Origin of the sequence: Spartinivicinus marinus (genome assembly GCF_026309355.1) — a bacterium.
In the GTDB taxonomy this organism is placed as follows: Bacteria; Pseudomonadota; Gammaproteobacteria; order Pseudomonadales; family Zooshikellaceae; genus Spartinivicinus; species Spartinivicinus marinus.
The window spans coordinates 1,544,843-1,567,593 of record NZ_JAPJZK010000001.1 but is presented as its reverse complement, the minus strand read 5'-3'; the positions used below and the strand labels follow the sequence as shown (position 1 = coordinate 1,567,593).

The following is a 22,751-nucleotide window of genomic DNA, read 5'->3' as shown; positions in this document are numbered from 1 at the left end:
CAAATGACAGATATGCAACCAATGCCGCCTGCTAAGAAAAAGCCAGTACGTGTTGAGCGTGGAGTAAAGTTACGTGGTGCTGAAAAAGTTGCCCGTATACCTGTAAAAGTAATCCCAACTGAAAAAGAAAACATGCCTCGTAAGCCAGATTGGCTGCGAGTCAGAATGCCAATTTCACCTGAAGTAGACCGTATTAAAAAGTTGCTGCGCAAACACAAGCTGCATACGGTGTGTGAAGAAGCTTCTTGCCCAAACTTAGGTGAGTGCTTTGGTGGTGGTACAGCAACCTTCATGATCATGGGGGACATTTGTACCCGCCGCTGTCCTTTCTGTGATGTGGCTCATGGCCGTCCGAACCAGCTGGATGCAAGTGAACCTGCTCATCTTGCTGCTGCTATTGCTGACCTGGGTTTAAAGTATGTGGTAATTACTTCTGTAGATCGTGATGATCTGCGTGATGGTGGGGCCCAGCATTTTGCTGATTGTATCCGTGAAGCCAGAGCAAGAAGCCCGAAGCTGGAAATTGAAGTTTTAGTACCAGATTTTCGTGGCAGAATGGAAGTAGCCTTGGATATTTTAGGTGAAACACCACCAGACGTGTTTAACCATAACCTTGAATCTGTACCAAGTCTGTATCGGAAAATTCGCCCTGGCTCTGATTATCACTGGTCACTGGATCTATTAAAGCGCTACAAAGAGCGGGTACCCCATGTGCCAACCAAATCAGGCATTATGCTGGGGTTGGGAGAAACTAAAGAAGAAGTAATTGAAGTGATGCATGATATGCGTGAGCATAAGATTGAAATGATCACGTTAGGCCAATATTTACAGCCTAGTCGTCATCATTTGCCTGTGGATCGCTTTGTTCATCCAGATGAGTTTGCAGAGTTGGCAGAAATTGCTAAGTCATTAGGCTTTGATAAAGTGGCCAGCGGTGCTCTAGTTCGCTCTTCTTATCATGCTGACCTGCAAGCCAAAGAGGATATGATTATCTAAGGGCGTTTTAAATTACAAAAAAAGCCCTCAAAATAAAACGTTTTCGAGGGCTTTTTTATTTTTAACTTTGTGATCTTTTTATATCTGAGCACCTGCCAGCTTTAACGTCAGTTGAGTTAATTCATCCCAGACATTTTCTTTGATTAGCCCTTTAATTGCCGTATCAATCTCAGCCGCATGTTGCAGCATTGACCGGAAGTCTTTTTCTCTATGGCGTCGAGCAGCTTGTTGAATGAGAGGCTTGCGTTTTGGCCAAATTTTTAATTGTTTACAAACTTGGTCAACTGAGTTTCCTTGATGTACTAAGTAACTAAACTCTGATAGGTTGCGAACCTCTCTAGTGAGAGCCCATAAAATAAGCGTGGTTTCTGAGGCTTCAGCTTTCAACCCTGAAATAATTCTTAGGCAGTGCCTTATATCACCCTGTAATGCTGCATCAACCAGCCCAAATACATCATAACGTGCGCTATCTGAAACAGAGTCAGTAATATGAGTCGCTGTGACTTTACCATCAATAGCCAGCAGCTTAAGCTTCTCTATTTCCTGGGAAGCAGCTAGTAAGTTTCCTTCAATACGATCTGTCAGTAGCTCAATCGCTTCTGGGGAGGCTGAGAGGCCTGCTTGTTGAAATCGCTGCTTCAGCCAGTTTGGTAAACGACTGGGCTCAACTGGCCAAATAGGTAAGAAAATACCTAGTTGGTCGAGCTTTTTAAACCATTTACTGCGTTGAATAGCGCCATCTAGTTTTGGAGTGATAACTAATAAAATATTGTCAGGGGAGGGGTTCTGACAGTAGGCTTCAAGTGCTTTATTGCCTTTTTCACCAGGTTTTCCATTAGGGATTCTCAACTCTATCAGTTTTCGATCAGCAAATAATGATAGCGCATTGGCTGACTCAAGTAGCAGGTCCCAGTCAAAGCTAGTTTCAGCATGAAATAATTCTCTCTCAGTAAAGCCCTGATTGCGGGCAGCTGCACGAACCTGGTCAACGGCTTCTATTTGCTGTAAAGGCTCGTCGCTGGCTATTAAGTAAATAGGTTTAAGGGGTTTTAAATGGGAGGGTAATTGATCAATACGAATTTTCATGGCGGGACTGTAGGCCTGATATATTACCAGGCCAAAAAGGTTAATTTATAAAGGCTGCTTTTTTTTCTCTTCTGCTAGTTTTTTTGCCTCGGCTTCTGCTTCTGCATTTTCTATATCAGTGTTGCTAAGTGCGGCTAAGCGTAGCTGAATTTGACGGATAATATCTTTATCCAATTCTTCTGTAATAAGTCGTTCTTCACTTGCTGAAGCAGCTGCATTATTAGGCTCATGAAGAAATACTCGCTCTGCTTGTGCTTTGAATGGGCCAATAATTACCAGTCCAGAGCGATTTTCCAGTTGGTATTTATTGGTTAATCTTACCCGGTATTCTGCGGCTTGAGCATTTCCAGAAAAACTGGCTACTTTTCTTTCTTGCTCATTGCTAAGCACTTTAAGTGTATAAGGCGCTTGGTCAGACACGCTGATATTATTAGCTTCCAGGCTATGGACGAGCTTGCGACTAAACTGACTGTAATTATCAGGGGTAGTTACTTTTAAGGTGGATAGTAGTGGTGCTACTTCAACTAAGCCTCGTAGTTGAAAGCCGCAGCCCGTCATTAAAGTGGCTGCCATCACTGTTATTAATGCTTTCCCTAACAGGTTGTTCAGGGTAATCCGCATAGCTTACTCCTAAATAAACAGGTCGGCTTAGCCGACCACAATATTGACCAGTTTGTTTGGAACAACAATCACTTTGCGTACAGTTTTATCCGTAATAAATTTTTGCACGTTTTCACTTGTTAAGGCCGTTTGCTCAACACTGGATTTATCAGCATCAGCAGCAACCTCAATTTTGGCTCTGACTTTACCATTGACTTGAACTACGTACTGTAGAGTGGTACGAGTTAATGCACTTTCATCAACTGAAGGCCAAGTGGCATCAACTACTGCTCCTTGATGGCCTAGTGTTTGCCATAAATTGTGCGCAATATGAGGTGTAATTGGCGCTAAGGTTAATACCATGGTTTCAAGGGCTTCTTGGGCAACTGCACGACCTTGAGGGGAACTATCCTCAAATTTTGCTAATGCATTAACCAGCTCCATGACCCTGGCAATAGCGGTATTGAAAGTTAATCGGTTAGCAAAGTCATTGGTAATATCGCGTATGGTTTCATGGGTTTTCCGGCGTAAATCTTTTTGCGAGTCACTTAGCTCAGCAGGATTTACCTTGTCAGCTGGGCCTCGGCTTGCATGTTCATAAACCTGTTTCCAGGCACGTTTTAGAAAACGGTGAGCCCCTTCTACACCAGCATCTGACCATTCTAATGATTGCTCAGGTGGAGCAGCAAACATAGTAAACAAGCGGACAGTATCAGCACCAAACTTGCTGATAATTACCTGTGGGTCGATGCCATTATTTTTTGACTTCGACATTTTGCTCATACCGTCATAATGAACTGGCTGGCCATCGACCTTATGCGTTGCTTTAATCAGACGCCCTTTGTCATCAAGTTCAACTTCAACATCTTGTGGTGAAATCCAGATTTTGCCGCCTTTGTCATCACGGTAATAGGTTTCAGCCAGTACCATGCCTTGGCACAACAGACGCTTGAATGGCTCATCACTGCTAACTAAGCCCTCATCACGCAGCAGTTTGTGGAAAAAGCGTGCATATAATAAGTGCAGAACTGCGTGCTCAACACCTCCAATATACTGGTCGACAGGCAGCCAATGGTTGGCCTTGTCTTTGTCTAGCATGCCATCGTTAAATTTGGCACTACAGTAGCGGGCGTAATACCAGGATGACTCCATAAAGGTATCAAAGGTATCGGTTTCACGAGTAGCAGCTTCACCTGTTGCTGGGTCAGTGGTTTTAGCCCACTCAGGATTACTTTTAATAGGTGACTGCACGCCATCTAAGGTGACATCAGTAGGCAATTCGACGGGTAGTTGCTCTAGAGGGACTGGGACAGCTTCGCCATTGTTGCGGTGAACCATAGGGATAGGTGTACCCCAGTAGCGTTGACGAGAAACACCCCAGTCTCTTAGGCGGTAATTAACCTGCTTGCTGCCTTTGCCTGCTTCAATTAGAAAGTTGGCAATGGCTTCAAATGCCTGCTCGAAATTCAGGCCATCAAATTGATCTGAGTTGATTAAAACCCCCTTCTCAGTAAAGGCGGCTTTGCTCAGGTCACACTCAGAATCGTCAGTTTCGGGCTTAATGACTTGCTTAATGGTTAAGCCATATTTAGTGGCAAACTCCCAGTCTCGCTGGTCGTGGCCTGGCACAGCCATTACTGCACCTGAGCCGTAGTCCATCAAGACGAAGTTGGCTACCCAAACGGCAACCGGTTCGCCAGTAATAGGGTGAATAGCGGTTAAGCCTGTATCTATCCCTTTTTTCTCTATAGTGGCCATATCAGCTTCGGCCACTGTGTTTTGTTTACACTTTTGAATGAAACTGGCCAATTCAGGATTATTTTTTGCTGCCGCTAAAGCGATGGGGTGTTCTGCTGCAAGGCCTACATAGGTAACACCCATCACGGTGTCAGGGCGAGTGGTATAAATTGAAAAATCGGCTGGGGCATCTGCAACTGGGGCTGCCAGTTGAAACTGCATTTCTACTCCTTCAGAGCGGCCAATCCAGTTTTTCTGCATGGTTTTGACTTGCTCTGGCCAGTCAGGTAGTTGCTCTAAATCGGCCAATAATTCATCCGCATAATCAGTGATTTTGACAAACCATTGGGGAATTTCTTTTCGCTCAATTAAAGCACCTGAGCGCCAGCCACGACCATCAATAACCTGCTCATTGGCCAGCACAGTTTGATCTACAGGGTCCCAGTTGACGGTAGCCATTTTTTTGTACACCAACCCTTTTTCAAAAAGGCGGGTAAAAAACCATTGTTCCCATTTGTAGTAGTCTGGTTGGCAAGTAGCTAATTCACGAGACCAATCGTAACCAAAACCTAAGCTTTTTAGCTGATCTCGCATGTAGGCAATATTTTCTTCCGTCCATTTGGCGGGGGCGACTTTATGTTGAATTGCTGCATTTTCCGCTGGTAGGCCAAATGCGTCCCAGCCCATCGGTTGCAGTACATTTTTACCCTGCATCCGTTGAAATCGGCTGATCACATCACCAATGGTGTAGTTACGAACATGTCCCATATGTAGCCGTCCACTGGGATAGGGAAACATGGAGAGGCAGTAAAATTTTTCTTTGCTGGAATCTTCGGTGACTTCGAATGAACGATTGTCATTCCAGTACGCCTGTGCGTTGGCTTCAACACGCTGGGGTTGATACTGTTCTTCCATTGCGATGATCGGGATTTCTCTAAAAGGTTGCTAACAAATAGTGATAAAGTCTAAACAGCGTAGGATACATTAGACAGAAGATAACGGGTAGTGCTGATTCATAGTCTAACCTTATATTAAGCAAATTGTGAAAAAGAGGATGATAGCAACCAAATTTTCGTTAGTGTGTTGTTTCTTGTGGTAGCCACTAAAGAGAGTTTTATCGCTTAGTTTTTGTAACCCGCGGTAAATAGGGTTATATAGAGTAAATGCTCATGATGAGCTGGGATGGATAATGAAACTACATTTGGTTTGGGATAACGGAGTTTTATACCCGCACAATGAACCACAACAGTTACAGTCAGTGGTGCCTGCTAGTAGTGAACAAACTCCTGAAACCAAACAAACAACCTATGATCACCTAATTGACTCTTTAGAAAAAACCCTGCAAGGTTATCAGACGCGACAATGGCAAGCGGTTGATAAACCTGACCAAAAGCCTTCCGATGTGGTGGAGATACCTGACCTGTCTCATAATGAGCTGGAAATTGTCAGTGCTTATTTTCGTAAAGATGCCAGCTTGATCTGTCGTTTTTTAAAGTAAAAATAATATTTATTTTTTATACTGCTAGCTTTTACACTGTATAAACAGTAAGTAAAAGATTTACCCGAGTGCTTTATTATATTTTGGGTATTCAGGCTAGGTATATTTTCCCAATAAGACGACTTTTTGGATCTAATATTAAATGTTACACACCATGATTAAGTTATTGGTGCTACCTCCTGGCATCAATTTAGTCTTGTTGTTGTTCGTAGGGATATTGTGGTTTAAGCGACGTACGATGGCTTTGTTTTTATTAATTGTTACATTTTTGCTTACCTATTGTCTGGCGACCCCGTTTGTAGCCAATAAGTTGCTGCAACATCTTGAATCTGGTTTTCAACCATTAGATATCAGTGATAATAGCCAGCTTCATGCAGAGGCTGTTGTAGTGCTTGGTGCTGGACGACATTCCCAGGCAGCCGAGTTTTCGGGGGAAGATGCGCCGTCAGCGTTAGGGCTTGAAAGGATGTTGTATGCTGCACATTTAGTTAAGCAGCTTCAGTTACCGCTGGCGGCGGCGGGTGGGGCTGTTTTTGATCCTGAAATGGAAAGCGAGGCCAGCATTATGGGCCGCTATTTTTTGGAGTATTTTCACATTATTACCCGCTGGCAAGAAGGAGGCAGCCGCAATACCTGGGAAAATGCCATTAATTCCGGGCGAGAGTTTGGTAACCAAGTATCCACGATTTTATTAGTAACTCATGCTTGGCATATGAAACGGGCAAAAGCCTGTTTTGAAAAAGCAGGCTTTACGGTAATTCCAGCGCCTACCCGTTTTACCAGTGATAGTTTGCCGGTTGCTTTGAGCTTTATACCTAGTGCTAGTGCGCTAAGTAAATCAACCTATGCGCTGCATGAATATATAGGAATACTGTGGTATAGGCTGGTTTATTTTTAGCTGGCATGATTAACTTTCTGCTTGGTATACACTTCATGAAGGGTAATCTGTCGGAAAGCTAGTAGCCCAGCCATCATCACTAATGTCAAAATGATAATTGGCCAACTTTGCCACTGCATGAACGGTGTTTTTCCTGCCATTGCTTTAACTTCTCCTGTCAATACGCCCTGGTCAAATTGCGGGAGTTGTTTAACAGTTTTGCCAGCAGGGTTGATGATAGCGGTAATACCATCATTAGTGGCACGAATTAAATAACGTTGAGTCTCTAGCGCTCTCATCCTGGCCATTTGGAAATGTTGATGGGGGCCGATTGAGTCACCAAACCAGGTGTCATTACTAATAGTGATTAATACATCTGTTGTGGCATTTTTAGCGACAAAGTCAGGGTAAACGACCTCATAGCAAATAAAGGGGGCAATCGTTGTATTGTTAATACCTTGTAATGGTGGTTGGCTGTCTTTACCTTTGGAAAAGCTGGACATAGGTAAGTCAAAAAAAGAAATTAAGCCGCGTAGCCAGGATTCTAATGGCACGTATTCACCAAAGGGGACCAGTTTTTGTTTATGGTATCGTGTTTCTTGGTCGCTGATGGCTAAAATGCCGTTGAAATAACGGTGGTTAGTTGGAGTGTTTTCGATAAATGGAATGCCTGTTATGAGAGTTGTGTTGGTCTCTTTAGTTTGGCGGGTGAGGCTTTCTAATAAGCGCTGTGCCCGTGGGTATAAAACAGGTATAGCATTTTCAGACCAGACCAATAAATCAACATTCCAGTGTTTTTCGCTCAGTGTTAAATAGCGCTCAATGGTGGTTTTTACATAGTTAGGATTCCATTTGAGCGTTTGAGGGATGTTGGCTTGTACTGCTGCCACTTGGAGTGGTGGTTGTGACTTAGGAGATGTCCAGTTGGTATTTTGGGCTAGCCAGCCACTCCCCCACAAGCCCATAGTTAAAATAAGTGGAGTTAAGTTTAACGACCAGCTGACTTGTTGGCTTGCTTTTAGCTTTTCACTGGCAGTGAACCATAGCTGCCATATCAGCCAGGCGCCTGATAATAAAGCTAAGCTGAGGGATAGCACGCCAAATATAGGGGCTAGGCCTCTTACAAGGGTATCAGTTAAACTGTAGCCTGCTAAGAGCCAAGGGAAGCCAGTTAGCAGCCAGGTTTTTGTCCACTCAACGAGTAACCAACTAGCAGTAAAAGCCAGCCCAGTAACAACAGCATTTGCAACGAAGTTTCGGCTCAGAAAGCGGTATAAAAGTGCTTGAGGTATTGCAAATAACGCAGCAATAAAGGCCACAAATAATAAGGTCAGAAATCCGGCCAGAATGGGGTGGGCATTGCCAAACTGATTAATACTGACATACACCCAGGATACACCTGTACCATACATTCCCAAGCCAAATAGCCAACCTCGAAGAGCGGTAGCTTTAGCTGTCGGTTGGCGTAATAGTGGAATGAGTAGTGTTAGTGACAGTAATGTGATTAGCCACCAGTTAAAAGGGCTAAAGCCAAGTGGATAAATGGCTCCTGCAATGAGTGTAAGAATATGGCCTGGCCAGGGAGTGGATTTGTTCATTAGCTATTTGGGGCTTTGCTGAGTGAGGCAGGTATTGTTATCAGTGAGAGGTGTATGCGTCAATATCATTCAGACCAGCTTAGAATTTCTAAGCTGGTCTTACAAAGCCACTCACAAAAAATTAAGGCTAAGCAGGAGTTACTCTCAATAGCCGAATTCGGCGACTATCTGCATGGAGAACTTGGAACTGGAAGCCTTCTATATTAACCGTTTCGCTACGCTTTGGCATATGACCAAAGTTATGCATTACGATACCACCAATAGTGTCGAACTCTTTGTCACTGAATGAAGAGTGAAAGTGTTCATTAAAGTCATCAATTGGAGTAAGCGCTTTAACAATAAAGTGACCATCTTGCATGGGCTTTATATTAGTGTCTTCCTCGACATCATGCTCATCTTCAATATCACCTACAATCTGCTCTAACACATCTTCAATGGTGACCAAGCCAGCAGTACCGCCATATTCGTCTACCACTATTGCCATATGGTTGCGAGTGGAGCGGAACTCATTAAGTAATACGTTTAGGCGCTTACTTTCGGGTACAACCGCCGCTGGGCGGAGTAGGCTCTTGATATCGAAGTGTTTATCAGGAGCTAAAGCAAGAGGCAAAAGGTCTTTTGCCAGTAAAATGCCCAACACATCATCTTTGCTCTCGCCAATAACTGGATAGCGGGAGTGGGCGCTGCTGATGACTTTGGGGAGAAATTGCTGGGGAGATTGATCTACACTAACACACACCATTTGGGCTCGAGGGATCATGATTTCTCTTACTTGCATTTCAGAGACCTGAAAGGCGCCTTCGATGATGCTAAGAGACTCCGCATCAAGCACTTCGTTGGTTTCTGCTTCTCGTAATTGTTCCAGCAGCTCTGTGCGGTTGCGAGGGTCGCCTGAAAAGGCTTGGGTAATTTTGTCTAACCAGGTTTTTTGGTGATGACCTGAACTCGATCGATCGTCGCTCATGACTCCATTTACTCTATAAGGACTCACTAGGTTGGTAGGGATTGGGGTAATCTAATTCCATTAAAATCTTGGTCTCAAGGGATTCCATGATTTCGGCATCTTTATCATTAATATGGTCAAACCCTAAAAGATGCAAGGTACCATGTATCACCATATGAGCCCAATGGGCTTCTAATGACTTATTTTGCTCAGCTGCTTCACGAAGTACAACAGGTGCGCAGATAGCTAAATCACCTAGTAATGGTAACTCAACAGCCTCAGGCAGCTCCGCTGGAAAAGATAACACATTAGTAGGGCCTTGCTTTTGACGGTAAGCAAAATTCAACGCTGCGCTCTCTGTTTCATCAATCACTCGAATACTAAGTTCAGCAATCGTTTTATGGCCATAAACTGCAGCTGCCGCCCACTGAGAAAATTGCTCTGTGGGAGGGATGCCTTGACACTCTGAGGCTATTTGAATATCGACAGAAACACTCATGACTTATTTACTTCTTCAGTCTTCTGTCGCTTATGTTTTTGGTTGTCATGTCGTTCATAAGCTTCCACGATGCGTTGAACAAGGGGATGCCTGACAACATCTTTAGGTTTGAAGTAAGTCAGACCGATACCTTTGACTTCATTAAGTACCTCTATAGAGTGCTTCAGCCCAGATTTAGTGCCTTTGGGTAGGTCGACTTGAGTGGTATCACCAGTAATGACGGCAGTTGAGCCAAAGCCAATCCGAGTTAAGAACATTTTCATTTGTTCGACAGTCGTGTTTTGGCTTTCATCAAGAATAATAAATGAATTATTGAGTGTTCTTCCTCGCATGTAGGCGAGAGGGGCCACCTCAATAACATTTTTCTCAATCAGCTTTTCTACTTGTTCAAAACCCATCATCTCATATAAAGCATCATAAAGTGGGCGTAAGTAAGGGTCGATTTTCTGGCTTAGATCACCGGGTAAGAACCCTAGCTTTTCACCAGCTTCTACAGCAGGTCTCACTAGTAGGATGCGTCTTACCGTTTCTTGCTCTAAAGCTGCAACAGCGCAGGCGACAGCTAAGTAAGTTTTGCCAGTACCAGCAGGGCCAATGCCAAAATTGATATCATTATTTTGGATGGTTTTAACGTATGTTTGCTGGTTGGGGCCTCTTGGTTTAATCAGTGCTTTGCGAGTTTTAATCACAACTTGCTGCTGATGCTCAGAGTCGTTGCCTTCATAAAGAGCTTCTACACCTGACTCTTGGAGGTAAAGATGCACAATATCAGGACTGAGCTCTGTGCCATTACAGCTCTCTCGGTAGAGTCGTTTAAGGATTTCTTCGGCAGCAAGAATACAGTTGTGCTCGCCTTCTACTTCGAATTGATTACCGCGGTTGCGAATGCGAATGTTTAGACGTTGCTCTATTTGTTTTAGATGTTCATCAAATTGTCCGCATAAATTGGCAAAGCTTTTAGAATCGTGGGATTCAAGTGAAAACTTAACAAGTTCTGTTGGTTCGCTCAAAATGTCTTTCAGCCTCGGGGGCTTAACCTCTTTTTCAGCCTTGATACTGTTAGCTTAGTGGTAGTTGATTGGATAAGGCAATGACTGACTCCGGATTATATGGAGCGCTAAGGTTGTTATTGTGGTTGCCTTTTATAATTTGGAAGTACTGTGTTTTCCCTTAGAGGGTCATTGTTAAGCGATACCCTCTAAGAGTAGGAAGCAATCAATTCACCACTAATTTACGGTTGCGCTGTCATCCAGCTCAGAGCCTACCATATCGCCTCTTAACGAATTGGGAAGCGCTTCGGTAATAATTACATCAACAAACTTTCCAATCAACTGAGGATCAGTGGCCTGAAAGTTGACTACTCGGTTATTGTCGGTGCGGCCTTGAAGCTGGCCTGGATCTTTCTTTGAATAGCCAGTTACCAGAATTCGCTGCTGACTGCCTACCATTCGGCGGCTAATCGCTTGAGCATTTTGGTTGATGCGCTGCTGCAAAATTTGCAGGCGTTGTTTTTTTGCTGCTTCAGGGGTGTCGTCTACTAGGTCTGCAGCTGGTGTCCCTGGTCTGGCGCTATAAATAAAGCTGAATGAAGTATCAAAGCCAATCTCTTGAATCAGATTCATGGTGGCTTCAAAGTCTTTTTCTGTCTCGCCGGGGAAGCCAATAATAAAGTCAGAAGATAAGCTGATGTCTGGGCGAATTTTTATCAGGCGACGTAGTTTAGATTTATACTCCAATACTGTGTGTCCACGCTTCATAGCAGCAAGGATGCGATCCGAGCCACTTTGTACGGGCAAATGTAGGTGGCTTACTAATTCGGGTACATCAGCATATACATTGATTAGGCTGTCAGAGAATTCCACTGGATGTGATGTGGTAAAGCGAATCCGATCAATACCGTCAATTGCAGCGACATAGGTAATCAGCTCTGCTAAATCAGCTGTATCACCATCATCTTTTAGCCCCTGATACGCATTTACATTTTGACCTAGCAGGTTAACTTCTCTAACTCCTTGCTCAGCCAAATGGACGCACTCAGCCATTACATCATTAAATGGTCTACTGACTTCTTCTCCGCGGGTATAAGGCACAACACAGAAAGTGCAGTATTTACTGCAGCCTTCCATGATTGAAACAAAAGCAGAAGCACCTTCAACACTTGGATCAGGCAGGCGATCAAACTTTTCAATTTCAGGAAAGGTGACATCAACAACCGGTACATGCTGTACTTGGCTGGTCTCAATCATTTCTGGCAGCCGGTGCAGGGTTTGAGGGCCAAAGATGACATCCACATAGGGTGCGCGATCTTGAATAGCGCTTCCTTCCTGGCTGGCAACACAGCCACCGACCCCAATGACTAAGTCAGGATTTTTTTCTTTTAAAGCTCGCCAGCGGCCTAGTTGGTGAAATACTTTCTCTTGGGCTTTTTCCCTAATTGAGCAAGTATTTAACAGAAGCACGTCAGCTTCTTCGGGGTTTTCAGTCAACTCCAGCGCATGGCTTTCACCCAATAAGTCAGCCATGCGAGATGAATCATATTCATTCATCTGGCAACCATGGGTTTTAATAAAAAGCTTTTTGGCCATCGATTGACACCTAATAAACTTCACATATTAGCTTGCAGTGCTGTTAAGTAAGCATTGCAATAGGGTTGAAAATTACGGACCGGGCATTATATCTGCCTGAGTACTTATTGCCTATAGCTGTGGATAATATTTGTTAAAATCCTGATGCCAACAGGCCATACTATAGATAATAGCGAGCTTGCTAGGGCTTTTCTTTTTTATGAAAGCCGGTACTGGGGCTTAGTTAGCTAGGATGGCAAAACTAAGAGAATGTAATGAGCCCTGAGTTTCTGCTATTCTTGCTCCACCAAAAAACAGGGTCTGCGATAGGCCTGTAGTCTCACCTTCAAGGCAGATGATAATCAATATGATGAATACGATTTTTAAGGTTATTTTCTTTAACCAAGGTCATGTCTATGAGGTTTATGCAAGGCAAATCTTTCAAAGTGAGCTTTACGGCTTTATTGAAGTAGAGGAATTTGTTTTTGGCGAAAGATCCCAAGTGGTGGTTGATCCAAGCGAAGAAAAGCTCAAGACAGAATTTGATGGGGTTAAACGAAGCTATATTCCAATGACCTCTGTTATCAGAATTGATGAAGTAGCTAAAGAAGGGGTAAGTAAAATTAGTGAAGCGAAAGGTGAGAAAATTGCCCAATTTCCACTACCCCCAGTGCCAGGTAAAAAGGATTAGCCTTATTACTGTTTGCTGGTGTCGCTTGTAGCTGACTAAATAAAGCAGGCGTCTCACATTAGAAGGAGCTAATGTCTTTAGTCAGGTGACTTAAATTATGTGCACAATTATATATGTGCGTGTACAAAAAATAATACAGTCACTTTGTAGCAGGGAAGCAAGCAATGGTGTGTGTGTCGTTCGATTTTGAGAAAGTATTTCAAGATCAAGTTTATACCTTCAAAGCCAGTGATGAGCGAAAGCATCAAGTACAGCAACTGACGGAAAAGCTAAAACAAGAAATATTTGACCTGGAGCAACGCATTGAGCAGATTGTGACAGCTGATAGTTGCTGCCGAGAGTCAATGATTAGAACCTTTCGTACTATGGTTAAAACGCGTAAACAATTACTGAAACAACTGATCGAAAAGTAAAGCTGGCTTAAGTTTCAAAAAAGGTTGCTTACAAGATTAGGGCTTTCTTTGGAGTTGTTTATTGATTTATTGGAGCGGAGAGTTTGCAGGTATACTCTCTTCTGTTTCCAGCTGGCTTGCATACATCTGAAAAATGCGGCTTAGGGTATAAAAAGCCAGAGCGCGTTGCTCCTGAGAGAGCTTGCTATTGATTTCATCACTGACATTGATTGCTTCGTTATAGCCATTTACTGCTGCCATTTTCATCATGATATAAGCCTGGGTATAGTCTTGATTTATACCGATTCCTCGATAATACATAAAGGCAAGTTGGTATTGAGCTTTGCTGTGTCCTTGCAGTGATGACAGCTCAAACCAGTATTTAGCTTGTTCAAGATCTAAATCCACTACAACCCCTTGGTAATACAAGTGGCCTAATAAATACTGAGCTTCTGGATCACCATTACTGGCTGCTAATTCGCAAGCAACGACTGCAGCAGGCAGATTTTCTGTTTCTGGGTTTATATGACAGCGCTCTGAAGCGGGAATTAATAACTGATTAAAACCATATTTCTCTGGTATGCCTATTTGACTTGAGTTGTGCTCTGCATGAGCAACACCAATATTTGTAACCAAAAAAAGTTGGCAGCAAATGAGTGAAAAGAGCAGGGATAGCAAAGGCCTCAAATGACGAATAGCTTGATTATACACTCCTGGTAATAAGGAGGAGTCAATGCGAAATTGCTGGCAAAAGCAGTTCACGAAGCTGGCCTTTTTCACTTTTTAAACAATTATTAGAGGCGCCCTAAAGTAAATTTATCAGACGATAATGGCTTTGCTAGTTTAACAAGCTAGCAGACTAGTGTCTGCTAGTTGTCGAAAATAAGCGCGCAGGGTTTATCGCAAAGAAATTATAGGTGTGAACTGGTATTTCTATAACAGTTTTGCAAAAGCGGCTTTGGCTGCGATCAAGGTTTTTTCAATTATTTCATCAGTATGAGTAATTGAAACAAACCCAGCTTCAAAAGCAGAGGGTGCTAAATAGACTCCTTGCTCAAGCATCGCGTGGAAAAAGCGTTTAAACCGCTCAAGGTCGCAATTATTGGCTTGCTGAAAACTAGTGATTTGCGAGTCTTCAGTAAAAAACAGGCCAAACATGCCGCCTATTTGCTGGGTGGTAAAAGGAATAGCTTGTTGACTGGCGAGCGTAGCTAAACCGGCTGTAAGCTTGCTGGTTGTAGCTGTTAATTTTTCATAAAAATCGGGTTGATCCAGCTGTTGTAAAGTAGCTAAGCCCGCCGCCATGGCAACTGGGTTACCTGATAAAGTGCCTGCCTGATAAACCGGTCCTTCGGGTGCTAAGTGCGACATGATTTTTTGATTGCCGCCAAAGGCTCCAACGGGCATGCCTCCGCCGATAATTTTGCCTAAAGTGGTTAAATCTGGAGTCACTTGGTAATAAGCTTGAGCCCCGCCTTTGGCTACCCGAAAGCCTGTCATGACTTCGTCAAAAATGAGTATGCTTCCATATTGATCACAAATACTGCGTAAGCCTTCTAAAAAACCTGGTGCTGGAGGAATGCAGTTCATGTTGCCTGCTACTGGCTCTACAATAATACAGGCGATTTGTTCACCTAATTCTTTAAAGGTTGCTTCAACTTCGTTTAAGTCATTAAAAGATAGAGTAATCGTATGGTTAGCTAAGTCAGCAGGCACACCAGGAGAAGTAGGCACTCCCAATGTTAATGCCCCAGAGCCCGCCTTGACTAATAATGAGTCTGCATGGCCATGGTAGCAGCCTTCAAATTTAACAATTTTATCCCGGCTGGTATAACCCCTTGCCAGGCGAATAGCGCTCATAGTGGCTTCGGTACCGGAATTGACCATCCGTACTTTGTCCATACTAGGGACCATTTCACAAACCTTATCGGCCATCGTGACTTCCAGGGCAGTAGGAGCGCCAAAGCTTAAGCCCTGCTTAATTTGCTGTTGAATAGCCTCCATCACGGCTGGATGATTATGGCCTAAAATCATTGGCCCCCATGAGCCGATATAGTCGATATATTGTTTGTCATCTTCATCATAAAGGTAAGGACCTTGTGCTGATTTAAAAAATATCGGTGTACCACCTACCCCTTTAAAGGCTCTTACTGGGGAATTAACCCCGCCAGGAATATGTTGTTGGGCTTGCTGAAAAAGGTGTTCTGACTTGGACATTAGGCTTATTCCTATGTAAAACAGGCGTAGTAGTCTTCAGTTGATTAAGAGATACAGCTTGCTCCTGAAAATAACTGAGTAAATTGCTGGGCAGTGCCTTGAATATTATCGCTGGCAAATAAACCATGAATAACCGCCATCAGATGAGCACCAGCATTGATAACCATTGAAGCATTATCCAGCGTTATTCCGCCAATGGCTACTATAGGTAAAGGAATATTAGCTGAGACTTGCTGAATTATGCATAAGCTTGCTGGTGGCGCATTAGGTTTGGTAGCGGAAGGAAAAAAGCGACCAAGAGCAATATAGTCTGCACCTTGTTGATAGGCTGCTTCTGCTAATGGGTAACTATCATGGCAGGTCACACCAATGATGGCATTTTTCCCCAGGACTTCTCTCGCTTGAGTAATGGCTTGATCCTGCTGGCCTAAATGAACGCCATCTGCCTTTACCTCTGCAGCCAGGTGAATATCATCATTAATAATCAAACAAGCATTATACTGCTGACATAGTGCTTTTAGCTGACTGGCTTGATTGAATCTTTTTATTTTATTTTGAGATTTATCTCGATATTGTAAAATTCTCATGCCCCCTTTGAGGGCAGCTTCAACAGCACTGATTAATGCATTTGTGTCAGGAAGCAGTTGGCTGTCGGTAATACCATACAGGCCGTGAAGCTGAGTCGTCATAATTTTTAATAGGAGCGTCGAGTAGGAATTAATTGACCACTGCCGATTTGCACAGCATTTAGCAAGCTTTGGTACGTAAAATCCAGTGCTTGCTGGCAGGCTGAATTAATCGGCTTTTGTAAGGCAAGCTGAGTTGCTAATGCTGAAGCGAGCGTACAGCCAGAGCCGTGAAACTCCCCCGGCAATCGTGGAGAAAATAAAGTCTGTGCTGGTTGATTACTGGTAAACAGTTGGTGTTGTATAGTGTTGGCTGAGTCTAAAAGATGGCCGCCTGTCGCTAGTACCGCTTTAGTACCCTGCTCAAGCAATAATTGGGCTGCTTGGTTTATTGACTGCTTTGAGGTTAATTGCTGTAGCTCAATAGTGTTTGGGGTGCAAATAGTGGTTAACGGTAACAACTGATGTTTAATGACCTCAATTAGTTGAATAGTCGCAAGAGCTGTTCCTCCGCCGGCTGCAAGTACTGGGTCTAATACTACAGGGCAGTGTGGAAATTGTTTTATAGTGTCAGCAACTAGCGCTGCATTTTCAGAGCTGCCAAGCACACCTAATTTAAAACCATTAGGCTGAATATCGCTGAGTAAAACATCTGTTTGTTCTGCCAGTAATTGGGTATTAACTGGCTCTAGCCGTTTTACATTATGAGTATTTTGTACTGTTAGGCTGGTAATTAATGATGCGCAGTGACCATCATTGGCTTTAATGGCTTCAATATCGGCTTGAATACCTGCACCGCCAGTTGGGTCTAGGCCAGAAAAACAAACAATAACAGGTGGTTTTGATGATTTGTCAGTTTTTTCAGCCATTTTTACAGTGCATCCAGTGCTTCTGCTAAGGTTTTTACACCAATAACTTGCATATCGGCAACAGCCCCTTTGGGAGCATTGGCTGCAGGTACAATGGCTTTTTTAAAACCATGTTTCGCTGCTTCATAAATCCGCTCTTGGCCACTGGAAACAGGGCGAATTTCCCCGGATAAACCAACTTCACCAAACGCCACTACATTGTGAGGAATTATCTGGTCTTTTAAGCTGGAAACCATGGCTAAAATAGACGCTAAATCGGCACTGGTTTCAGTCACACGCACACCACCCACTACGTTGACAAACACGTCCTGGTCGCTGGTGAAAATGCCCCCATGACGAGTCAGTACCGCTAATAACATGGCAATCCGGTTTTGGTCCAAACCAACGGTTACCCGCCTTGGGTTGCCGAGTTGAGAGTCAACCACTAAAGCTTGAATTTCTACTAAGAGTGGTCGGGTGCCTTCCCATAAAACATTAATAATGGAGCCAGGGGCAGGCTGCTCTGAGCGAGATAAAAATATAGCCGAAGGGTTTTTAATTTCTCGCATCCCTTTCTCGGTCATGGCGAAAATACCTAGCTCATTAACCTGACCGAATCGGTTTTTAGTGGCGCGTAAAATTCGAAAACGAGAGTCGTCAGTATTACTCAGCATCAGTTGGGTATCGATAATATGGGAGAGAGTCATTGGTCCCGCCAAAGAGTTATCTTTGGTCACATGCCCCACAATCAATAAGACGGTATTGGTTTGCTTAGCAAAGCGAGTTAAAAATGAAGCACTTTCTCTAACTTGGGAAATACCACCAGGTGCAGAATCAACCCCTTCAAGAAACATTACTTGGATCGAGTCAATCACAATAATGCTGGGCTTTTCCTGTTTAGCCACTTCAACAATTTGGTCAACGGAGGTTTCTGCGAGCATTTTTAATTGATGTTTGGGTAAATCTAAACGCTCGGCACGGGCTGCAATTTGTTGCAGGGATTCTTCGCCAGATACATATAAAGCAGGCTGGTTTTGGGCTATATGACAGAGCGTTTGTAATAAAATCGTGCTTTTTCCTGCGCCTGGGTGGCCTCCAATGAGCACAGCGCTACCAGGCACAAAGCCACCACCTAAAACCCGATCAAGTTCACTGATTCCACTGCTAAAACGAGGGGCTTCGGAAACATCGACATCTTGAAGTAGGGTTATGTCAGTACGACTACCAGCAAATCCGCTAAAATTTGCAGAAGCTGCGCGACTGGCTGGAGAGGCCCCTAACTTAATTTCAGTAAAAGTATTCCATGCTTTGCAGTCAGGGCATTGCCCTTGCCACTTGGAAGACTCACTGCCACATTCTGTGCATACAAAAGCTGTTTTGGCTTTTTTAGCCATTGTCATTAAACCCTGCTATCAAGAAGTGAACATTTTAGCTGGCAGGGTTAGCTTGGATCAATCACAGCCGAGTGCGCAGAGTTCTCTTTCCAACAGATCAGTTGAGCCAAGGTTAAGCTCAGTCAGACGCCGTAGATGGGAAATACTGTCAATATCAATTTGAGTACAAGTAAAACCTATATGATCGCCTTCTTTATGGGCAAAGCGCAGGGCCATCGTAATATTGAGAACATTATCCAGCTGAATTTTAGCTAGCAGGGGTTTATCTGGATTAATATCAAAATCTTTTGGGGCTTTTACAAGAATCCCTTTTAAGGAAATATCAACCAGTGACACTTTCCAATCTTGCTCGTTTTGAGTGAGGACAGTGCCTGCATCGAATGCAATACGACTAAACTTGCGCCTTTCTTGATCACCAGAAGAATCTTTTGCCATAGCGATACCTATATCCAAGATCAGCTTACTTAACTATAGCTAAGGCGGTTAAGGGGGCAAGTAAGGTGTGGTTGTGAGGCTGTCGCGAAATAGTGTAAAAAATAAGATTGGTGTTCGATATGGAATAATAGGCTATTCTTCCACCGCTCTTGAAATGCCTTCTCTGGCATATCAAGAGCTAAAGCGACATCCCTGTCGCAGCTACAGAATTTCCTATTACTCCATATACACAGGCTTTAGTGATAGCCCTCCTACCGAGAGAGCTAAAACGAGATTTTACGACAGTGCTAGTGATTGAGTGTGAGAGATAAGGGGGTTAAGCCAATCGCTTGTATTTCACCCGTTTCGGTTGAGCATTATCGCCCAGACGCTTTTTCCTGTCGGCTTCGTACTCGGTGTAGTTGCCTTCGAAGAAGGTTACGGTTGAGTCGCCTTCGTATGCCAAAATGTGAGTAGCAATCCGGTCTAAGAACCAACGATCGTGGGAAATTACTACCGCACAGCCTGGGAAGGCCAGTAAGGCTTCTTCCAATGCACGTAAGGTTTCTACGTCCAGGTCGTTTGAAGGCTCATCCAGTAATAATACGTTGGCACCTTTTTTCAGGGTGTTTGCCAGGTGTAAACGGCCGCGCTCACCACCGGATAAATCTTTAACGAATTTTTGTTGATCGGAGCCTTTAAAGTTAAAGCGGCCCACATAAGACCGAGATGGTACTTCGTAACTACCGATACGGATCATATCTTGGCCTTCGGAAATTTCTTCCCAAACCGTTTTGCTGCCATCCAAGCTATCTCTGCTTTGATCAACAAAAGCCAGTTCTACGGTTTCACCAATAGTCACTTCACCACTATCAGGCTGCTCTTGACCTGAAATAAGTTTGAATAAAGTGGATTTACCCGCACCGTTACCACCGATGATACCGACGATGGCTCCTTTGGGAATAGCAAAAGATAGGTTTTCAAAGAGTAGCTTGTCACCGAAGGCTTTGCTGACGCCATTAAACTCAATGACTTTTTCACCTAAACGTGGACCCGGTGGAATGTAAATTTCGTTAGTTTCGTTACGGCTTTGAAAGTCTTGTGAGTTCATTTCTTCAAAGCGAGCAAGACGGGCTTTGCTTTTCGCCTGGCGGCCCTTGGCGTTAGAGCGAACCCACTCTAACTCATGCTTGATAGCTTTGTCTTTTGCTTGTTGCTGCTTTTCTTCAATGGCTAAACGTTGTTCTTTGGTTTCCAGCCAATGGGTGTAATTACCCTCAAATGGAATACCGTGGCCACGGTCAAGCTCAAGAATCCAACCAGCAACGTTATCAAGGAAATAACGATCGTGGGTAACCGCGACGACAGTACCTGGGTATTCATGAAGGAAGCGTTCCATCCAGCCCACGCTTTCTGCATCCAAGTGGTTAGTTGGCTCGTCTAGTAGCAGCATGTCTGGGTTAGATAATAATAAACGGCATAAAGCTACCCGGCGTTTTTCACCACCTGATAGGTTTTTCACTTGAGCATCCCAAGGCGGTAAACGAAGTGCATCAGCCGCGACTTCCAGTTTGCGCTCCAGGTTATGGGCATCGGCGGATTGAATAATATTTTCCAGACGAGCTTGTTCGGCTGCTAATGCGTCAAAATCTGCATCAGGTTCGGCATAAGCGGCGTAGACTTCATCAAGACGTTGCTGGGCTTCTTTAATTTCAGAAACGGCTTCTTCAACAATTTCTTTTACATTTTTCTCTGGATCTAGCTGGGGTTCCTGTGGCAGGTAACCTACGTTGATGCCAGGCTGTGGGCGAGCGTCACCTTCTATTTCGGTATCGATCCCTGCCATGATTTTTAGCAGGGTAGACTTCCCTGCACCATTTAAGCCTAAAACACCAATTTTGGCGCCAGGAAAAAAGGAGAGAGAAATGTCTTTTAAAATTTCACGTTTGGGGGGAACCACTTTCCCCACTCGGTTCATAGTATAAACGTATTGAGCCATTGTTATGTATTAACACTTTGCTTGGTTAAAAATGCTGCACAAGGTACCGAAAGCGGTCGCTGATGGCAATCCGTAGCAGTCAGTTTTTGATAATAGATGTGTCGAATATAAGACGAAAAATGCCGTAATTAAACCGTTTATCAGCAAACTTGAGTAAAATAGTTAATGTTGTTGCCGTTATTTCATATGCCTTGCATTGCTCTAATGAGGTACAATATTACTTTAATTGCAGTTAGCAGACCTGTATATGGGTAAAGGTCTTAATAGTACATGACATTTTTAGTGGTAGTGCTTTTTTAGTAAAGGCATTCTACTGCAAAAAGTACTATCACTAAAAAGTACTACCAATAAATTAGCGCCTTTGGCTTTTCAGTAAATAGCGGAGCATTGCCGCGGTAACCTTGTGTTTAAGATGGGAGTAGAGGATTTTCATGTTTACACGTGATATGAATATTGCCAGTTTTGATCCAGATCTATGGCAAGCGATGCAAGACGAGACCTGTCGGCAGGAGGAGCATATCGAGCTGATAGCTTCTGAAAATTATGCCAGCCCGCGGGTAATGGAGGCGCAAGGCTCTGTGCTGACTAATAAGTATGCTGAAGGCTACCCTGGCAAGCGTTATTACGGTGGTTGTGAGCATGTTGATGTGGTTGAAGAGCTGGCTATAGAAAGAGCTAAAGCCTTATTTAAAGCAGATTATGCTAACGTTCAACCTCACTCTGGTTCCCAGGCAAATGCAGCAGTTTACATGGCTCTGTTGAAGCCAGGCGATACTGTTTTAGGAATGAGCCTAGCTCACGGTGGCCACTTAACCCACGGTGCAAAAGTAAGTTTCTCTGGTCGTATATATAATGCCGTACAGTATGGCTTAAACCCTGAAACGGGTGAAATCGACTATGATCAAGTTGAGCAGCTTGCTCTGGAATACAAGCCAAAAATGATTGTGGGCGGCTTTTCTGCTTATTCTCGTGTAGTTGACTGGGCTCGCTTCCGTGAAATTGCTGATAAGGTTGGTGCTTATCTTTTAGTGGATATGGCTCATGTGGCTGGTTTGATTGCTACAGGTGTTTACCCTTCGCCTGTTCCACATGCTCATGTAGTCACAACGACTACCCATAAAACCTTAGGTGGTCCTCGTGGTGGTTTGATTCTTGCCGCTGGCAACGATGAAGAATTACAGAAGAAATTAAACTTCGCTGTATTCCCTGAAAGCCAGGGTGGTCCTTTAATGCATGTGATCGCCGCAAAAGCGGTTTGCTTTAAAGAAGCTATGAGTGAAGAATTTAAAGCCTATCAAGAGCAAGTGGTTAAAAATGCTCAAGCTATGTGTGATGTTTTCTTGAGCAGAGGCATTAAGATTGTTTCTGGTGGTACCGATGATCACCTGTTTCTGGTTGATTTAATCGATAAGGAATATACCGGTAAGGATGCTGATGCTGCATTAGGCAAAGCAAATATCACTGTAAATAAGAATGCAGTGCCTAATGACCCGCGCTCACCCTTTATTACCAGTGGCTTAAGAATTGGTACTCCAGCAATTACTCGCAGAGGTTTTAAAGAAGCGGATGCTAAAGAGTTAGCAGGCTGGATCTGTGATGTACTGGATAACATCAATGATGAGTCAGTTGCTGAGTCTGTTAAAGAAAAGGTAAAAGCAATTTGCGCTAAATTGCCTGTTTACAGCTAATTGCTGAAGCATCGCTAAAACCTTACAAAAAGCCCGGCATTTGCCGGGTTTTTTGTTATTGCTTAATCTGGCATAGCACGCTGG

Annotated in this window: 21 protein-coding genes; 6 read left to right on the top strand and 15 right to left on the bottom strand. The window is 43.7% G+C overall.

Annotated features, from left to right (window positions below; genetic code table 11):
• The first annotated feature begins 3 nt into the window (after nucleotides 1-3).
• Nucleotides 4-996, top strand: a complete 993-nt coding sequence (gene lipA, locus OQE68_RS07215) for a lipoyl synthase (protein WP_219340125.1) — start codon at nucleotides 4-6, stop codon at nucleotides 994-996.
• Between the two features lie 78 nt (nucleotides 997-1,074).
• On the opposite strand, the gene holA is transcribed toward lipA, so the two are convergent.
• The 3 genes from holA to leuS are packed head-to-tail and all read right to left on the bottom strand — an operon-like array spanning nucleotide 1,075 to nucleotide 5,334.
• Nucleotides 1,075-2,082, bottom strand: coding sequence for a DNA polymerase III subunit delta (gene holA / locus OQE68_RS07210; protein WP_180569925.1), 1,008 nt, complete (start codon nucleotides 2,080-2,082; stop codon nucleotides 1,075-1,077).
• A 45-nt stretch (nucleotides 2,083-2,127) separates the two neighbouring features.
• Nucleotides 2,128-2,703, bottom strand: a complete 576-nt coding sequence (locus OQE68_RS07205; protein WP_180569924.1) for an LPS-assembly lipoprotein LptE — start codon at nucleotides 2,701-2,703, stop codon at nucleotides 2,128-2,130.
• A 27-nt stretch (nucleotides 2,704-2,730) separates the two neighbouring features.
• Entirely contained in the window at nucleotides 2,731-5,334 is a 2,604-nt protein-coding gene (leuS, locus tag OQE68_RS07200; protein WP_180569923.1) for a leucine--tRNA ligase, read from the bottom strand.
• A gap of 274 nt (nucleotides 5,335-5,608) precedes the next feature.
• Here leuS and OQE68_RS07195 point away from each other — a divergent pair, with 274 nt between their 5' ends.
• Together OQE68_RS07195 and OQE68_RS07190 are read left to right on the top strand one after the other, a co-directional pair.
• Nucleotides 5,609-5,917: a hypothetical protein gene (locus tag OQE68_RS07195; RefSeq protein WP_180569922.1), complete on the top strand. Its 309-nt coding sequence runs from the start codon at nucleotides 5,609-5,611 to the stop codon at nucleotides 5,915-5,917.
• Nucleotides 5,918-6,071: 154 nt separating this feature from the next.
• The gene (locus OQE68_RS07190) at nucleotides 6,072-6,815 is read left to right on the top strand and encodes a YdcF family protein (protein WP_180569921.1); all 744 of its coding nucleotides are present in this window, start codon (nucleotides 6,072-6,074) and stop codon (nucleotides 6,813-6,815) included.
• Here the strand turns inward: OQE68_RS07190 and lnt are convergent.
• The 5 genes from lnt to miaB all read right to left on the bottom strand — a co-directional run bounded on the left by lnt (nucleotide 6,812) and on the right by miaB (nucleotide 12,419).
• Nucleotides 6,812-8,392 (bottom strand): apolipoprotein N-acyltransferase, encoded by a 1,581-nt coding sequence (gene lnt, locus OQE68_RS07185; protein ID WP_180569920.1) that lies wholly within the window; start codon nucleotides 8,390-8,392, stop codon nucleotides 6,812-6,814. The two genes, OQE68_RS07190 and lnt, sit on opposite strands and share 4 nt — an antisense overlap.
• Before the next feature lie 127 nt (nucleotides 8,393-8,519).
• A complete protein-coding gene (locus tag OQE68_RS07180) occupies nucleotides 8,520-9,356 on the bottom strand; it encodes a CorC family transporter (RefSeq protein WP_180569919.1) in 837 nt (278 codons plus the stop codon).
• Nucleotides 9,357-9,369: 13 nt separating this feature from the next.
• The gene (ybeY, locus tag OQE68_RS07175) at nucleotides 9,370-9,834 is read right to left on the bottom strand and encodes an rRNA maturation RNase YbeY (RefSeq protein WP_180569918.1); all 465 of its coding nucleotides are present in this window, start codon (nucleotides 9,832-9,834) and stop codon (nucleotides 9,370-9,372) included.
• Complete coding sequence (locus OQE68_RS07170; protein WP_180569917.1) at nucleotides 9,831-10,844, bottom strand: PhoH family protein; 1,014 nt, start codon at nucleotides 10,842-10,844, stop codon at nucleotides 9,831-9,833. Before OQE68_RS07170 ends, ybeY begins: the two co-directional genes overlap by 4 nt.
• A gap of 216 nt (nucleotides 10,845-11,060) precedes the next feature.
• Nucleotides 11,061-12,419, bottom strand: coding sequence for a tRNA (N6-isopentenyl adenosine(37)-C2)-methylthiotransferase MiaB (gene miaB / locus OQE68_RS07165; protein ID WP_180569916.1), 1,359 nt, complete (start codon nucleotides 12,417-12,419; stop codon nucleotides 11,061-11,063).
• Between the two features lie 346 nt (nucleotides 12,420-12,765).
• Between miaB and OQE68_RS07160 the strand changes: the two genes are divergently transcribed.
• Together OQE68_RS07160 and OQE68_RS07155 are read left to right on the top strand one after the other, a co-directional pair.
• A complete protein-coding gene (locus OQE68_RS07160) occupies nucleotides 12,766-13,089 on the top strand; it encodes a DUF1820 family protein (RefSeq protein WP_219340124.1) in 324 nt (107 codons plus the stop codon).
• Between the two features lie 164 nt (nucleotides 13,090-13,253).
• A complete protein-coding gene (locus tag OQE68_RS07155; RefSeq protein WP_180569915.1) occupies nucleotides 13,254-13,502 on the top strand; it encodes a hypothetical protein in 249 nt (82 codons plus the stop codon).
• 66 nt (nucleotides 13,503-13,568) lie between these two features.
• Here the strand turns inward: OQE68_RS07155 and OQE68_RS07150 are convergent, their stop codons facing one another.
• The 7 genes from OQE68_RS07150 to ettA all read right to left on the bottom strand — a co-directional run bounded on the left by OQE68_RS07150 (nucleotide 13,569) and on the right by ettA (nucleotide 20,979).
• Nucleotides 13,569-14,117, bottom strand: coding sequence for a tetratricopeptide repeat protein (locus OQE68_RS07150; RefSeq protein ID WP_180569914.1), 549 nt, complete (start codon nucleotides 14,115-14,117; stop codon nucleotides 13,569-13,571).
• Between the two features lie 297 nt (nucleotides 14,118-14,414).
• Nucleotides 14,415-15,698: a glutamate-1-semialdehyde 2,1-aminomutase gene (gene hemL / locus OQE68_RS07145; protein ID WP_180569913.1), complete on the bottom strand. Its 1,284-nt coding sequence runs from the start codon at nucleotides 15,696-15,698 to the stop codon at nucleotides 14,415-14,417.
• A 44-nt stretch (nucleotides 15,699-15,742) separates the two neighbouring features.
• Nucleotides 15,743-16,387, bottom strand: a complete 645-nt coding sequence (thiE, locus tag OQE68_RS07140) for a thiamine phosphate synthase (protein WP_180569912.1) — start codon at nucleotides 16,385-16,387, stop codon at nucleotides 15,743-15,745.
• Nucleotides 16,388-16,392: 5 nt separating this feature from the next.
• Nucleotides 16,393-17,193 (bottom strand): bifunctional hydroxymethylpyrimidine kinase/phosphomethylpyrimidine kinase, encoded by an 801-nt coding sequence (gene thiD / locus OQE68_RS07135; protein ID WP_180569911.1) that lies wholly within the window; start codon nucleotides 17,191-17,193, stop codon nucleotides 16,393-16,395.
• 2 nt (nucleotides 17,194-17,195) lie between these two features.
• Nucleotides 17,196-18,566 (bottom strand): DNA repair protein RadA, encoded by a 1,371-nt coding sequence (gene radA, locus OQE68_RS07130; RefSeq protein ID WP_180569910.1) that lies wholly within the window; start codon nucleotides 18,564-18,566, stop codon nucleotides 17,196-17,198.
• A gap of 57 nt (nucleotides 18,567-18,623) precedes the next feature.
• Nucleotides 18,624-19,001, bottom strand: coding sequence for a PilZ domain-containing protein (locus OQE68_RS07125; RefSeq protein WP_180569909.1), 378 nt, complete (start codon nucleotides 18,999-19,001; stop codon nucleotides 18,624-18,626).
• A 316-nt stretch (nucleotides 19,002-19,317) separates the two neighbouring features.
• A complete protein-coding gene (gene ettA / locus OQE68_RS07120) occupies nucleotides 19,318-20,979 on the bottom strand; it encodes an energy-dependent translational throttle protein EttA (protein ID WP_180569908.1) in 1,662 nt (553 codons plus the stop codon).
• Nucleotides 20,980-21,410: 431 nt separating this feature from the next.
• Between ettA and glyA the strand changes: the two genes are divergently transcribed.
• Nucleotides 21,411-22,667 (top strand): serine hydroxymethyltransferase, encoded by a 1,257-nt coding sequence (gene glyA / locus OQE68_RS07115; RefSeq protein ID WP_180569907.1) that lies wholly within the window; start codon nucleotides 21,411-21,413, stop codon nucleotides 22,665-22,667.
• Nucleotides 22,668-22,751 lie beyond the last annotated feature (84 nt).

Excerpts from the sequence above, each read along its gene's own strand:
- lipA (WP_219340125.1), top strand. The coding sequence starts at position 4 with ATGACAGATATGCAACCAATGCCGCCTGCTAAGAAAAAGCCAGTACGT.
- holA (WP_180569925.1), bottom strand. The coding sequence starts at position 2,082 with ATGAAAATTCGTATTGATCAATTACCCTCCCATTTAAAACCCCTTAAA.
- OQE68_RS07205 (WP_180569924.1), bottom strand. The coding sequence starts at position 2,703 with ATGCGGATTACCCTGAACAACCTGTTAGGGAAAGCATTAATAACAGTG.
- leuS (WP_180569923.1), bottom strand. The coding sequence starts at position 5,334 with ATGGAAGAACAGTATCAACCCCAGCGTGTTGAAGCCAACGCACAGGCG.
- OQE68_RS07195 (WP_180569922.1), top strand. The coding sequence starts at position 5,609 with ATGAAACTACATTTGGTTTGGGATAACGGAGTTTTATACCCGCACAAT.
- OQE68_RS07190 (WP_180569921.1), top strand. The coding sequence starts at position 6,072 with ATGATTAAGTTATTGGTGCTACCTCCTGGCATCAATTTAGTCTTGTTG.
- lnt (WP_180569920.1), bottom strand. The coding sequence starts at position 8,392 with ATGAACAAATCCACTCCCTGGCCAGGCCATATTCTTACACTCATTGCA.
- OQE68_RS07180 (WP_180569919.1), bottom strand. The coding sequence starts at position 9,356 with ATGAGCGACGATCGATCGAGTTCAGGTCATCACCAAAAAACCTGGTTA.
- ybeY (WP_180569918.1), bottom strand. The coding sequence starts at position 9,834 with ATGAGTGTTTCTGTCGATATTCAAATAGCCTCAGAGTGTCAAGGCATC.
- miaB (WP_180569916.1), bottom strand. The coding sequence starts at position 12,419 with ATGGCCAAAAAGCTTTTTATTAAAACCCATGGTTGCCAGATGAATGAA.
- OQE68_RS07160 (WP_219340124.1), top strand. The coding sequence starts at position 12,766 with ATGATGAATACGATTTTTAAGGTTATTTTCTTTAACCAAGGTCATGTC.
- OQE68_RS07155 (WP_180569915.1), top strand. The coding sequence starts at position 13,254 with ATGGTGTGTGTGTCGTTCGATTTTGAGAAAGTATTTCAAGATCAAGTT.
- hemL (WP_180569913.1), bottom strand. The coding sequence starts at position 15,698 with ATGTCCAAGTCAGAACACCTTTTTCAGCAAGCCCAACAACATATTCCT.
- thiE (WP_180569912.1), bottom strand. The coding sequence starts at position 16,387 with ATGACGACTCAGCTTCACGGCCTGTATGGTATTACCGACAGCCAACTG.
- thiD (WP_180569911.1), bottom strand. The coding sequence starts at position 17,193 with ATGGCTGAAAAAACTGACAAATCATCAAAACCACCTGTTATTGTTTGT.
- radA (WP_180569910.1), bottom strand. The coding sequence starts at position 18,566 with ATGGCTAAAAAAGCCAAAACAGCTTTTGTATGCACAGAATGTGGCAGT.
- OQE68_RS07125 (WP_180569909.1), bottom strand. The coding sequence starts at position 19,001 with ATGGCAAAAGATTCTTCTGGTGATCAAGAAAGGCGCAAGTTTAGTCGT.
- ettA (WP_180569908.1), bottom strand. The coding sequence starts at position 20,979 with ATGGCTCAATACGTTTATACTATGAACCGAGTGGGGAAAGTGGTTCCC.
- glyA (WP_180569907.1), top strand. The coding sequence starts at position 21,411 with ATGTTTACACGTGATATGAATATTGCCAGTTTTGATCCAGATCTATGG.